The organism is Ruminococcus sp. zg-924, from assembly GCF_024433635.1.
Lineage (GTDB): Bacteria > Bacillota > Clostridia > Oscillospirales > Acutalibacteraceae > UBA7067.
In genome coordinates this window covers 112,050-124,677 of the sequence record NZ_WNJZ01000003.1, presented here as the reverse complement: position 1 = coordinate 124,677, position 12,628 = coordinate 112,050, and the positions used below count along the sequence as shown (strand labels likewise).

Annotated in this window: 13 protein-coding genes; 2 read left to right on the top strand and 11 right to left on the bottom strand. The window is 43.4% G+C overall.

Annotation, left to right across the window (positions count from 1 at the left end; genetic code table 11):
• Positions 1-84: 84 nt before the first annotated feature.
• The 5 genes from cysK to GMA13_RS02475 all read right to left on the bottom strand — a co-directional run bounded on the left by cysK (position 85) and on the right by GMA13_RS02475 (position 4,713).
• Positions 85-1,032, bottom strand: a complete 948-nt coding sequence (gene cysK / locus GMA13_RS02495; protein ID WP_305119674.1) for a cysteine synthase A — start codon at positions 1,030-1,032, stop codon at positions 85-87.
• A 270-nt stretch (positions 1,033-1,302) separates the two neighbouring features.
• Entirely contained in the window at positions 1,303-2,190 is an 888-nt protein-coding gene (locus tag GMA13_RS10610; RefSeq protein ID WP_255882634.1) for a DMT family transporter, read from the bottom strand.
• 160 nt (positions 2,191-2,350) lie between these two features.
• Complete coding sequence (locus GMA13_RS02485; RefSeq protein ID WP_255882633.1) at positions 2,351-3,421, bottom strand: branched-chain amino acid aminotransferase; 1,071 nt, start codon at positions 3,419-3,421, stop codon at positions 2,351-2,353.
• Positions 3,422-3,527: 106 nt separating this feature from the next.
• On the bottom strand, positions 3,528-4,412 hold the full coding sequence (locus GMA13_RS02480) for an RluA family pseudouridine synthase (RefSeq protein WP_255882632.1): 885 nt from the start codon (positions 4,410-4,412) through the stop codon (positions 3,528-3,530).
• Positions 4,399-4,713, bottom strand: a complete 315-nt coding sequence (locus GMA13_RS02475) for a DUF1294 domain-containing protein (RefSeq protein WP_255882631.1) — start codon at positions 4,711-4,713, stop codon at positions 4,399-4,401. Before GMA13_RS02475 ends, GMA13_RS02480 begins: the two co-directional genes overlap by 14 nt.
• 65 nt (positions 4,714-4,778) lie before the next feature.
• On the opposite strand from GMA13_RS02475, the gene GMA13_RS02470 reads away from it, so the two are divergent.
• Complete coding sequence (locus GMA13_RS02470; protein WP_255882630.1) at positions 4,779-6,074, top strand: glycoside hydrolase family 10 protein; 1,296 nt, start codon at positions 4,779-4,781, stop codon at positions 6,072-6,074.
• 16 nt (positions 6,075-6,090) lie between these two features.
• Here GMA13_RS02470 and mtaB read toward each other — a convergent pair whose 3' ends face one another.
• Positions 6,091-7,398 carry a tRNA (N(6)-L-threonylcarbamoyladenosine(37)-C(2))-methylthiotransferase MtaB gene (gene mtaB / locus GMA13_RS02465; protein ID WP_255882629.1) on the bottom strand — a complete coding sequence of 436 codons (1,308 nt, stop codon included), beginning with the start codon at positions 7,396-7,398 and terminating at the stop codon, positions 6,091-6,093.
• A 194-nt stretch (positions 7,399-7,592) separates the two neighbouring features.
• Here mtaB and GMA13_RS02460 point away from each other — a divergent pair, with 194 nt between their 5' ends.
• Positions 7,593-7,832, top strand: coding sequence for an HPr family phosphocarrier protein (locus tag GMA13_RS02460; RefSeq protein WP_255882628.1), 240 nt, complete (start codon positions 7,593-7,595; stop codon positions 7,830-7,832).
• Positions 7,833-7,981: 149 nt separating this feature from the next.
• Here the strand turns inward: GMA13_RS02460 and GMA13_RS02455 are convergent, their stop codons facing one another.
• From GMA13_RS02455 to hisB, 5 genes are all read right to left on the bottom strand, one after another.
• A complete protein-coding gene (locus GMA13_RS02455) occupies positions 7,982-10,345 on the bottom strand; it encodes an alpha-amylase family glycosyl hydrolase (RefSeq protein ID WP_255882627.1) in 2,364 nt (787 codons plus the stop codon).
• 239 nt (positions 10,346-10,584) lie between these two features.
• Positions 10,585-10,914: a phosphoribosyl-ATP diphosphatase gene (gene hisE, locus GMA13_RS02450; protein WP_255882626.1), complete on the bottom strand. Its 330-nt coding sequence runs from the start codon at positions 10,912-10,914 to the stop codon at positions 10,585-10,587.
• A gap of 15 nt (positions 10,915-10,929) precedes the next feature.
• Entirely contained in the window at positions 10,930-11,250 is a 321-nt protein-coding gene (gene hisI / locus GMA13_RS02445; protein WP_255882625.1) for a phosphoribosyl-AMP cyclohydrolase, read from the bottom strand.
• A 4-nt stretch (positions 11,251-11,254) separates the two neighbouring features.
• Positions 11,255-11,986 carry a 1-(5-phosphoribosyl)-5-[(5-phosphoribosylamino)methylideneamino]imidazole-4-carboxamide isomerase gene (gene hisA, locus GMA13_RS02440; RefSeq protein ID WP_255882623.1) on the bottom strand — a complete coding sequence of 244 codons (732 nt, stop codon included), beginning with the start codon at positions 11,984-11,986 and terminating at the stop codon, positions 11,255-11,257.
• 58 nt (positions 11,987-12,044) lie between these two features.
• Positions 12,045-12,623: an imidazoleglycerol-phosphate dehydratase HisB gene (gene hisB / locus GMA13_RS02435; protein WP_255882622.1), complete on the bottom strand. Its 579-nt coding sequence runs from the start codon at positions 12,621-12,623 to the stop codon at positions 12,045-12,047.
• Between the last annotated feature and the right edge of the window lie 5 nt (positions 12,624-12,628).

Sequence of the window (12,628 nt, the reverse complement as noted above, 5' to 3'; positions counted from 1 at the left end):
ATTCTGTAAGAGCCTGTGGCTGTGCCGCCTCCATTTAACAATGGAGACTATGCACAGCGGTCAGGCAAATCACCTTTTTTTATTTTATTCGCCAAAAAGCGGTGTCGAAAGGTATCTCTCGCCTGTATCAGGAAGCAGAGCTACTATTACCTTACCCTTATTCTCCGGACGCTTTGAAAGCTGTGTTGCCGCCCAAACAGCCGCACCGGAGGAAATTCCGACAAGAACACCCTCAGCCTTTGCAATTTTGTTGCCTGTTGTGAATGCGTCCTCGTTTTTAACTGTGATAATCTCGTCATAAATATCTGTATTCAGAGTTTTAGGAACAAAGCCTGCGCCAATTCCCTGAATTTTGTGCGGTCCGGGTGTTCCCTTTGAGAGAACAGGTGATGTTTCAGGCTCAACAGCCACAACCTTGATATTTGGGTTCTGAGATTTCAAATATTCGCCTGTGCCTGTCAGCGTTCCACCTGTGCCGACGCCTGCAACAAAAATATCAACCTTGCCGTCTGTATCCTTCCAGATTTCAGGGCCAGTTGTTGCTTTGTGAACAGCAGGGTTTGCAGGGTTTACAAACTGACCGAGTATAACCGAATTTTCAATCTCTGCGTTAAGCTCGTCAGCCTTAGCAATAGCGCCCTTCATTCCCTTTGCTCCGTCTGTTAAAACAAGCTTTGCGCCATATGCCTTCAAAAGATTTCTTCTCTCTATGCTCATTGTTTCCGGCATTGTCAATATAACCTTGTAGCCCTTTGACGCTGCCACGCTTGCAAGACCGATACCTGTGTTGCCTGAGGTCGGCTCAATGATTGTTGCACCCGGCTTTAATATGCCCTTCTCTTCTGCGTCCTCAATCATAGCCTTAGCAATTCTGTCCTTAACGCTGCCTGCCGGGTTGAAGTACTCAAGCTTTGCAACAATTGTTGCCTCAATGTTGTTCTCCTTTTCGTAGTTGGAAAGCTCCATAAGCGGAGTTCCTCCGATTAAGTCTGTTATGCTCTTATATACTGCCACAAAAATCAATCCTTTCATTTTTCTGTTTTCTATCGAAATTGCCAACAAGTAAGTATATATGTTATGAAAGAAATATATGCAGCTGTTCCATCCCTACAAAACATACTGTATTACTATGTTATGGCCGTGATATTAATATACACCCATTTTACAGCATTGTCAATAGAGAAAATAAAAAAACCTTCCCTTTTTGGGGAAGGCTGATGCATTGTGAACGAAATTTAGGTAACGCTCTTGCGTGCCGCAAACGGCAATGTTGAATACAAAACGCATAATTGTATTAGGCAATCAGGAATGTTGATTGCGAGTTATTTTAACATTCAGTGCAACTATCGCCAGAATAATAAATAACATACCCAAAAGCTTTGATAGCGTTATTTCCTCATGAAACACCACAACGCCGACTATTGCGGCGACAACAGGTTCTACGGTTGCAAGAATTGCTGCCTTGCCTGCTTCTATCCGGCGCAGGCCGTTTGTGTAGAGCAGATACGGCGCAACTGTGCTTATTACGGCAAGTCCCAATGCCGCAAATATTCCTGTTGGATTTAATAGCAGGTTCATTTTCGGTATCAATCCGGAAAACGGCACAACGCCGATTGAAGCGACAATGAAGGTGTAGGCTGTTATAGTAATAGAGCCGTACTTGTCTGCGAGCAGCTTGCCGAAGATGCTGTATAGCGCATATCCAAGACCTGAGCCTAAGCCTAACATTAGAGCATAAAGGGAAATTCTTTCGCCGCCGGTGAACACACCTGTGACAAAACAAAGTCCAACAACAGTCATAATCAACGCTGCAAGCTTATTAGCCGTTATTTTTTCTTTGAAAACAAACAGCGAGATCAGCATTACAAACACCGGCGCCATATACAAAAGCAAGGCAGGAACCGCTGCACCGCCGAGTTGCTCTATCGCTTCAAAATAGCAGAAATTAAAAAACACTATGCTGAGTATTCCTGTTCCGATAAAATAGCCTATATCCTTAAGCTTAATTTTAAGCTGGGATTTATCCTTCAGCAAAATATATATAATCATTATAACAGCCGAAAGAAGCACTCTGAGCGCAACGCATTGAATAGAGTTTAGCCCAAGGCTCTTTAATGCATTTACAAACAGCGAGATAAGTCCCCACAATGCTCCTGCCGCTAAAATAAAAAATGCGCTCGTAAAATTCACACCCCTTTTTGGCTTATGGTCTGTTTATGTTATCAAATGGTATAAGTCCATAGCCTGCCTGTATAGCTTTACATTGCCGTATTTACCATAATTTAGCCGCAAAAACGCCGCTGAAAGCCTTTTGAGCGTAACAGCGGCATAATTTTATATTTTTGCTTAATTACTTAACTTCCTGAATCCAGCCGAACTTATCCTCAACCTTGCCCCACTGAATACCTGTGAGATCGTTGTAAAGTTTTTGTGAGATAGGTCCGATTTCGCCGTTATTGATTTTCATAACCTTGTCGCCCCACTTAAGCTCACCGATTGGTGAAATAACTGCGGCGGTACCTGTACCGAAAGCTTCCTTAAGCTCGCCGTTATCATAAGCCTTGGCAACCTCGTCGACAGAAAGCTTTCTTTCAGAAACCTTGTAGCCCCATGACTTAAGAAGTTCAATTGACGACATTCTTGTGATGCCCGAAAGGATAGAACCCTGGAGTGACGGAGTTACAACCTCGTCACCGATAACGAAGAACACATTCATTGTGCCTACTTCTTCTATGTACTTTCTCTCTACGCCGTCAAGCCAAAGAACCTGTGTGTAGCCAAGCTTTTCACTCTCGTCCTGAGCCTTGAGCGATGCGGCATAGTTACCTGCTGTTTTTGTGAAGCCCATTCCGCCCTTTACGGCACGAACATAATTCTGCTCAACATAAATCTTAACCGGGTCAAGTCCTTCCGGATAATATGCGCCTGACGGTGAGCAGATTACCATAAAGGTGAGCTGGTGTGCCGGATGAACGCCGATGAACGGGTCTGTTGCAAAGATGAACGGACGAAGGTAGAGTGAAGCGCCCTCTGTGTGCGGTACCCAGTCCTTTTCAATTTCAACGAGCTTCTTGATAGCCTCAACGCAGAATTCCTCGTCAATCTTCGGGATGCAAAGTCTTTCATTAGACACATTTAGTCTTGCCATGTTCTTCTCAGGTCTGAAAAGAACAATCTTGCCCTCCTGTGTTCTGTAAGCCTTCATACCCTCGAATACCTCCTGGCCGTAGTGCAAGCACATAGCCGCAGGCATAAGCTCGATAGGTCCATACGGGACGATTCTTGGGTCATGCCAGCCCTGTCCCTCATCATAGTTCATAACGAACATATGGTCAGAGAATATTTTACCAAATCCAAGATGGCTTTCGTCAGCCGGCTTTTCTTTTGGAGTCTTAGTAAGTTCGATTTTGATTTCCTGCATAATAAATGCCCTCTCTCTAAATTTATCAACTATATTTTACCACAGCAGTATGCAATATGCAAGTGCAGTAACGTAAAATTTCATTTTTATATTTTCTTTATTTCGTCTATATTTCAAGCAGTTTTGCCATATCATCAGGAAGAGGCGACTTGAATTTAAGCCTTCGCTCAAGTATAGGGTGATAAAACGAAAGCTCAGAGCAGTGCAACGCCTGCCGATTTATATTATCCAAAGAGCCGCCGTACATATCGTCGCCCTCAAGCGGATGCCCTATATATGAAAAATGCACTCTTATCTGATGCGTTCTGCCCGTTTCAAGCCTTACCGCAACGAGAGTTCTGCCGCCGCAGATTTTCTCCGGCTCATAATTTGTTACGGCTCTTGCGCCGCTTTCACTTACACAGCGGGTTATAATACTGTTGCTCTGTCTTGCAATGGGTGCGTCTATCCTGCCGGATGAGTTTATCTTGCCTGAGCAGATTGCCCTGTATTTCTTCTGTGCTGTTTGTGCGGCATTCTCGGCGGCATAGGCATTTTTTGCTATCAGCACAAGACCCGATGTGTCCTTGTCAAGTCTGTTAACAATGCTTATTGAAAACAAATCTCCGCACTGCCGCATATAATATGACACGCCGTTTGCAAGCGTATCGGAAACGTGTATGCTTGATGTTGGGTGAACAGGCATATTACTGCCCTTGTTCAGCAGAAGATAATGCTCGTCCTCGTAAACTATTTCAAGCGGAATATCCTCAGGCTGCATATCGCACTGCGGCTTTGGCAGTAATATTCTTATTGTTTGCCCGACTTTAACACTGTCAACCGTTCTTATGTGCTTACCGTCTGCCGTAATTCCAAGCTCTGTTCTCTTTGCGTTTCTGATTATACGCTGAGATACGTTCTTTGTCTTGTGCAGGAAGGTTCCAAGCAAGACACCGTCACAGCCTTGCGGCACGCAAAACTCCAGCAGACTTGCCGACTTAACCCCAGACATTGTTAAGCACCATATAGATACAAACAACAAGCGCAGCCTGAAAAATGAATATTGCCGGAATACCGAGCATAAATTTCAGCTTTTTCGTCTTGTGCCTTATTATCTGCATTGTTACAAACATTGCAACGCTGCCGCCAAGCGCCGAAAGAATCAGCAGTGTGCTTTCCTTTATTCGCCAGCTGTGGCGGATAGCCTTGTATTTATCGACTGCCGTTACGATAATTGACACAAGGCTTATTATTGCAAGCCAGACTAACAGAACAACTGTTAAAAGGCTCTTGACATTTTGTGGGCTTATCATAGTATTTTAACTCTCCCTGCTGCATAGAATGTAGTACCAATTTTCAGGTAAAAGGATGTGCTATTTTGAAAAAAAACGGTACTGCCGCACCGCTGATTACAGCCTTGGCTGTGCTTATATGTGTGGTCGGAATAATGTGGAAGCTAAACCCCGGCAACAATATTGCCGTGAAAAACAAAGAAACAAGCCCCTCTTCAAGTACAGCTCAAGCCAAGCCGAGCAATAAGGACGAGGAAGCCGTACAGACCTCCGCAGAAAACAAAAGTGATGAGATGCTTGCGGTTTGGGTGCCGTATATGTCGCTTATGGTTGATGATGAACCAAGCGAGCAGGCTTTTAAGGATAATTATGACAATATAGTAAGCGTTGCAAAGGCGCATAAAATGAACGCCTTGGTTGTCCACGTTCGGCCATACGGTGATTCAATGTATATGTCCGATTACTTTCCGTTTTCGCACATATTAACAGAAACCCAAGGCGAGAATCCGGGATATGACGCAATGAAATATATGGTTGAAAAAACACACGAAAGCGGTCTTGAATTTCACGCCTGGATAAATCCGCTTAGAATAAAGGTCAGCGAAACACCGCCTGAGTTATCACAGTACAGCCCGTACAGCCTGTGGCAAAACGACGACGACGAAAGCAACGACCGCTACACGATGGAGTATGACGGCGGAATTTACTTAAATCCTGCATACGAAAAAGTAAGAGAATATATCACAGGCTCTATAAAGGAGCTTGTGTCAAGATATGACGTTGACGGCGTTCACTTTGATGATTATTTTTATCCCGATGAAAGTGAAGATTACGACAGCAAAGAATACAACAGCTATTTAAACTTGCTTGAAAGCAGTGATAACGCAATGTCGCACCTCGAATGGAGAACAGAAAATATAAACTCGCTCGTCAGCGGAGTTTACAGCGGAATAAAGTCTGTTAACAGCAAGGTTGTGTTTGGAATTTCACCGCAGGGAAACATCAGCAACGATATAAAAATGGGAGCCGATATTAAAACCTGGGGCAGCATAAGCGGCTACTGCGACTACCTGTGTCCTCAAAATTATTTCAGCAAGAGCAACAGTACGCTGCCCTATAATGAAGCTGTTGAAAGCTGGCGAAAGCTTGTGACAAACAAGGATATAAAGCTTTATATAGGCCTTGGATTATACAAGGCAGGCAGTGACGCTGACAACGGCACGTGGCTTGACAGCGATGAAAATTTAAAGGAACAGATTGAGTTTGGCAGACAAAAGGGCGTCGACGGGTTTATGTTCTATTCTTTTGATTATCTTGAAAGTGAACAAACAGAAACTGAGGTCAAAAATGTTATGAATTATCTGGAGCAAAAAACAAGCTGAGCAATGTTTTTATTAATTATTCATTGCCGCACGGCTGCACTGTTCCAAAGCATCCCTCGCCCATAACCTCGTCAAGGCAAACATTGATTATGCAGTTTGAAACGTCCTTGTCTGTTTTGATATACACCTGAGTATAATTCATTGTGTAGCCCTCAAACAAACCGTCACAACGGCGTGTTTCAAACAGCACGCTCTCAGTTTTGCCAAGCTGTGAACGCAGAAAAGCTTGGTGAAGCTTTTCACTTTCCTCTATCATCAGCTTTGAGCGCTTATCCTTGTCGCTCTTTTGCACTTGATTTTGCGCTCTATCGGCAACTGTGCCGGGTCTGCGTGAGTAGGCAAATGTATGCACCTTAGCAAAACCGACTCTCTTTACAAAATCAAGCGAGGCTGCAAATTCTTTATCGTCCTCACCCGGAAAGCCGACCATTACATCTGTTGTAATTGCACAGTTGTCAAAATACTTTCTGAGGTTTTCGACAATGTGCATATATTCCTCGGTGTTGTAATGTCTGTTCATTCTTCTTAGTGTTCCGTCACAGCCGCTTTGCAGGGACAAATGGAACTGCGGGCAGAGCTTTTCTTGCTTTGCAAGGCGTTTTATTGTGTCCTCGTCCATACGTTCAGGCTCAAGCGAGCCAAGGCGAACACGCCTGATACCGTCAACCGAGCAGGCACATTCTATTGCGTCAGCTAAGTTAATTCCGCCCAAATCGTTTCCGTAAGCAGACAAGTTTATTCCCACAAGCACAACCTCACGGTAGCCTTTATCGGCTAATATCTTAAGCTCCGCTTTAATATCCTCAAGAGGCTTTGAGCGAACTCTGCCTCTTGCATACGGAATTATGCAATAGGAACAAAATCGGTTACACCCATCTTCTATCTTTACAAAGGCTCTTGTTCTCTCGTCAAAGGTGCTTACCTGCATCTGCTCAAACTTAACATCGTCCTGATGCGGCTCGATTTTCACAATGCGGTGCGGCTCCCTTATATACTCTTTTATCAGTGGAATTAAATCATTGCGGCATTTGTTGCCCATAATAATATCGGCGCTGTCAAAGTTTTTAAGCTCGTCAGGGAAAGCCTGCGGCATACAGCCGGTAAGCACTGTAATTGAGTGCGGATTTTCACGCTTAACCCTTCTCATCAGCTTAAGCGCTTTGCTATCGCTCACCGCCGTTACGGTGCAGGAATTTACTATAACTATATCGGCGTTTTTGTAATCGTGCTCCAAGGTAAAGCCTGCGCACAGCATAGCGTCAGACATAACCTGACTTTCATATTTATTCACCTTACATCCTAAGGTAATTACAGAAAAGTTCATAAGCAATTTCCGTCCTTTTTATGAAAATAGTGATGTTTGATTGATTTTGAATTATATTGAAAAAACTGAACATAATAAAGTGCGTATCATAACAAGAATTGTAATAATTCGGTAAATTTCGCCTTAGGAATTGAATTTATGAAATTGAAGTGATAAAATACAATTATTCACTTAGTTATTCAGGGGGAGTTTTTATGTATTCGAAAACTATTGCTATTCCGGATTTGGAGTCGGCAAAAAAATTCGTGAACATTACAAACAAATTCAGTGATGCTACGATGAAAATTACAAGCGGCTATTATGTTATTGACCCACGTTCAATCATGGGTGTGTTGAGTTTGGAGATGAACAAGCCGTTTCAGTTTGAGGCTTGTGACAACGTTCCTCATGAGCTGATTGAGGAAATTTCTCAGTTTGAAGTAAGACCTAACTAAGCCAACAACTATTATAGTTTTGAGAAACAAAAAAGTCAATATAGCAAGCCGCCGCAGAAGGATTGCTCTGCGGCGGCTATTTATCTATATAAACAAAGGGAGCTGCCGAAAATGACAGCTCCCTGTTTGTTTATAATGCTAAGCTATAATCAGCTCATTTTAAGGGCATACTTTTGAATCTTAAGGCAGTCTGAAAGCTTGACTTCAAAGTTGCCGTCGATGTCGGCCGCATATTTTTCTGCCTTTGTGAGACCGATAATCTCAATAGAGGATTTATTTGCCAAAACAGAATCCTTAAGGTTAATTCTACCGTCGCCGTTTACATCACCGAAGCTGTAAGGCGTACATTCCTCTGCAAAAGCCTCAGGAGCAATATAGTTATACCAGCTGCCCTTTGACCAAGCCATGCTTCCGCTTATTTCAAGGCCGCCCTTCTCACGGTTTTCCTTCTTTGTGGCAGAGCCGTAAAGAATTTGCGTTGGCGGAACCGTTCTGCCGTCAAGACCTGAAATAACCGGTCCCTCACTAAACTTAACAACTGCTGTGTCGCTTGGAAGCTCAGCCTTTACAAATGTTGTACCGGGAACTCTTGTCATAAGTACTCCCGGGAACTCCTGACTTGCGTTGCCGTCCTTATCCTTGGCAAACACATAAATTCCGGGAGCAGATACTGTGTCCCAGTTTTCGCAATCCTTTGTGTCAAAGTAAGCGATAATAGGAGCGTTAGGATGCTTCTTCTGAATTTTATATGTATCAGTAATAGTGCCTGCAGCATTTTCAGCCTTTACGGTAACATCGATTATATCGCCGTATTCAACGCCTTCACCTATAAATGCTTCAGCTCCTACAACTGCGTCTGACTCTGTAACCGGAACATAGTCGATTGACTGACCGTTTACAAGAATATCTAATGATGTTATATCCTTGCTGTCATACATACATCTAAGCTTTGCAGTATTGTCCATAAAGAAGAGGTTTGTTGCAGACGTCTTTATTTCGCTACCGTCAAGAGTAACATTTACATCGGGCGCCGCTTGCTCTGGAGTGTAAAGAACAACAACAGACTTTGCAGGAACATTGCCGCTGAGAACACCACCTGTTACGGTAAATGCTGCTCCTGAAACCTGGTCGATGTACTTGCCATCTTGAAGTGTTGTCTTAAGGTTTGCGGCATAGTTTGCTGTGTTGTAGTTTGTAATAACAATACCTGTTGTACCTCTTTGAACAGCAAATAGCTTAGTATCTGTATATAGCTTTTCGGGCTGTCCCTCAAACTGGTTCTTGAACTTATTAATAGCGATAACAGTAGGGTTCTGCCAAGCAAGGTTACCGGGGCCACCCATCATTTCGTCATAAGCAATTGACATACCGCCGCCTACTGTGCCGAGCTTTTCATGCTCCGGTCTTACAAAATAGAGAGCCGGTGCGTTTTCTCTTGCGCCGATAATACCCCAGCCAAGAATTACAGGTGCCGATTTCTTAAGATTTGCTTTTGCAGAGTCGCCGGCGATAAAGTTATCGTGCGACTCAACCCACAGAACAAGGTCGGAAGCTTTTGCGCCGGTAACGTTGTAGCTTATAAGTCCGGGCGAGTTTGTACCCTTGCCTGCTGCGTTACGAACCTTTGTGCCGTATGCACTGTCTGTAATTCTCATATATTTTGTGTAATTTCCACTTGCTGTTCCAAACGGAGCAAGAACCTCACCATAGATGAACACATCCGGCTTAATCTCTTTAGCATAAGATGTAACATTTTTCCAGAAATCGCTTGCGTAGTGAAAGCCGTTTATATCCGGGTCTGAGTCAAGCTCAATGTGCTTTGCGGCGTCAAAACGGAAGCCGTCTGCACCATAATCAAGACATTCCTTGATAAGCCCCTTAACGTATGACTGAACCTTCTCGTTTCCTGTGTTAAGATCAGGGAGCTTGCTTAAGGTGTACTGAGTCATTGAATAACGGTTAGAGTCGGAAACAGTCCTCTGCGTGTTATGCCAGCAGTCCGGATCATCACGCAAATCAGGTATAACAGAGTCAGCAATCTGAGCAGTGCTGGCGCCGTCCTGCTGAGCCATATGGTTTGCAACAATGTCAACAATAACATTAACGCCGTACTTGTCAGCCTCGTCGCACATAGCCTTGAAGTCTGCCTTTGTGCCAAAGTTATTGCCTACTTCAAAGTTAATCGGCTGGTATGTAACCCACCAGTCGCCTGCGTAAAGTCCGCTGTTGATTGTTGTTTTGTTTGCCTGAACAGGCGAAACCTGTACCGATGTATAACCTGCCTCGGCAATTTCCTTCATATACTTTTTAACGTCGTTGAAATACCAGTTAAAAGCGTGAAGAATATTTCCGTTGCCTACGTTTGAAGCAAGATTATAGCCGGTATTCTGGTTTGAAGCGGCTGTATCGGCTGTATTGTCAACAGCGGTAACAGAAACAGGAATAACCAAGCTGCCTGTTGCCATTACAGCGGCAAGAGATGCGCTGATAAGCGCTTTTTTTGAAAATCTCATTATATTGACCTCCTAAAAAAATATATATTAATTATATACTTTTTCTTAAAAAATTTCAATTAAATATGCACAATAAAAACGGGTGTCAGAGCATTTCGTTAAATCGCCCAAACACCCGTATGTATTAATGTAAAAATTCACCAAGGAATTTTGTGAGTTATAGCTATTATTTCACTCAAACCCGCAAAACAGCACCAACTAACGCACAGTGGATTTTGCAAATAAACAAAACTCTCAAGTTATGAATTCTTATCAACCTGATGAAAGGTTTTGAGATTGCCTGTCTTTTCAGACCTTTTGTCAAGCTCTGCTAAAACATCCTCAAGAGGAATGCCCATTTCAACCATAAGCACAGTCAGGTGATACATTAGGTCGCAGATTTCATAAACGGTTTCGCCGTTGTCGTTGTTTTTTGCGGCGATTATCGTTTCGCTGCATTCCTCGCCAACCTTCTTTAATATCTTATCTCTGCCCTTGTCAAACAGATAACAGGTGTAAGAGCCTTCTTGGGGATTCTCCTTACGGCTTACAACTGTATTATACAGTGCAGATAAAACGCTGTCATTCATATTCTATGTTCTCCTTTATTTTAATTTTGTGAAAAAGCAGCTGTGGTTTCCTGTGTGGCAAGCGGCTCCGGTTTGCTCCACAGTTACAAGAATTGTGTCGTTGTCACAGTCAGAATAAATATCAATCACCTTTTGCAGATGACCTGATGTTGCACCCTTGTTCCAAAGCTCCTGTCTGGAACGGCTGTAAAACCATGTGTAGCCGGTTTCAAAGGTTTTTTGGATTGATTCTCGGTTCATATAGGCAAGCATCAAGACCTCGCCTGTTGATTTTTCCTGTACTATTGCCGGAACAAGGTCTGATTTTTTAAAAAATTTATCAAAATCTATATTCATACTATTACTCCGTTTTTTCTACTCTCTTGCCAATAATAATTGCGTCCTTAAGCTTCAAGTCGCCTGTATAAATTGCCTTTCCTGCTATTGCGCCGTAAATATTCAGCTCGGCAAGGTTTATGATATCCTTTAAATTCGACACGCCGCCGCTTGCAATAATATCACAGCTTACAGACGCCTTAAGCTCATCAAGCTGAACAAGGTTCGGACCTGAGAGCATACCGTCCTTTGAAATGTCAGTGAAAATAATTTTTGATACGCCGATTTTCTCCATCTCTTTTGCAAGAGTAATATAACCAATGCCCGAATTGTCAAGCCAGCCCTCGGCGCAAGCCAAGCCGTCTTTAGCGTCAATGCCGACTGCTATTTTTTCACCGTATTTGTTAACGGCGTCAACGACAAGCTGCTTGTTCTTAAGTGCGGCTGAGCCTAAGATAACTCTTGCGGCGCCGTTTTGAAGGTAAAAATCGACAGCCTCCATATCTCTGATACCGCCGCCAACCTCAACGTTAAGGTTTGTTTTTTCGCATATGTTCAAAATTATTTCGTGGTTTTTCCTTACTCCGTCCTTAGCGCCGTCAAGGTCAACCATATGAATCCACGTTGCACCGTCATCCTGAAATGCCTGTGCAGTTTCAAGCGGACTGTCCGCTACCTTATGTACTGTTGAATAATCGCCCTTGAGCAGGCGAACACAGTTACCGTCCTTTAAATCTATTGCAGGTAATACTATCATAATAATTCCCCTTCCAAAACAAATCAAATAAACCCCTAAACTGATTTGTGAAATATCTTTACAGAACTCCCTTTGTTGAAAGCGTTTTGCCTCTTTGAGTTTTTTCTGCGGCACTGGCAAGTGCGTGAGCCACAGCCTTGAAGATTGCTTCTATTATATGATGGCTGTTTGCGCCGTATTCGCATTTTATATGCAAGGTTATTCCTGCGTTAAAGGCAAGCGCACGAAAAAATTCTTCTGTCATACAGCAGTCAAATCCGCCGACAACAGCCTGCGGCATTTCAGCCTTGAACACAAGAAACGGTCTGCCGCTTACATCTACGCTTGCAAATGCAAGTGCTTCATCCATTGGAATATAAAAGCTGCCGTAGCGCTTTATGCCCGACTTATCTCCGAATGCCTTGGCAAGAGCCTGACCGATTACAATACCTACATCTTCAACGGTGTGGTGACAGTCAACCTGCAAATCGCCCTTTGCCCTTACTGTAAGCCCGAAGCCCGAATGCATTGCAAGCGCTGTAAGCATATGGTCAAAAAAGCCGACGCCCGTATCTATTGAAATATTGCCGCCGTCCAAATCAACGGCAACAAAAATCTCCGTTTCCTTTGTTGTGCGCTCAACAGCGGCATTCCTCATTTTAA

What these genes read in the sequence shown, in the direction of transcription:
- hisE (WP_255882626.1), bottom strand. Translation starts at nt 10,914, where the DNA reads ATGAATGACAGCGTTTTATCTGCACTGTATAATACAGTTGTAAGCCGT.
- GMA13_RS02460 (WP_255882628.1), top strand. Translation starts at nt 7,593, where the DNA reads ATGTATTCGAAAACTATTGCTATTCCGGATTTGGAGTCGGCAAAAAAA.
- hisA (WP_255882623.1), bottom strand. Translation starts at nt 11,986, where the DNA reads ATGATAGTATTACCTGCAATAGATTTAAAGGACGGTAACTGTGTTCGC.
- mtaB (WP_255882629.1), bottom strand. Translation starts at nt 7,398, where the DNA reads ATGAACTTTTCTGTAATTACCTTAGGATGTAAGGTGAATAAATATGAA.
- hisB (WP_255882622.1), bottom strand. Translation starts at nt 12,623, where the DNA reads ATGAGGAATGCCGCTGTTGAGCGCACAACAAAGGAAACGGAGATTTTT.
- cysK (WP_305119674.1), bottom strand. Translation starts at nt 1,032, where the DNA reads ATGAAAGGATTGATTTTTGTGGCAGTATATAAGAGCATAACAGACTTA.
- GMA13_RS02455 (WP_255882627.1), bottom strand. Translation starts at nt 10,345, where the DNA reads ATGAGATTTTCAAAAAAAGCGCTTATCAGCGCATCTCTTGCCGCTGTA.
- hisI (WP_255882625.1), bottom strand. Translation starts at nt 11,250, where the DNA reads ATGAATATAGATTTTGATAAATTTTTTAAAAAATCAGACCTTGTTCCG.
- GMA13_RS02480 (WP_255882632.1), bottom strand. Translation starts at nt 4,412, where the DNA reads ATGTCTGGGGTTAAGTCGGCAAGTCTGCTGGAGTTTTGCGTGCCGCAA.
- GMA13_RS02475 (WP_255882631.1), bottom strand. Translation starts at nt 4,713, where the DNA reads ATGATAAGCCCACAAAATGTCAAGAGCCTTTTAACAGTTGTTCTGTTA.
- GMA13_RS02485 (WP_255882633.1), bottom strand. Translation starts at nt 3,421, where the DNA reads ATGCAGGAAATCAAAATCGAACTTACTAAGACTCCAAAAGAAAAGCCG.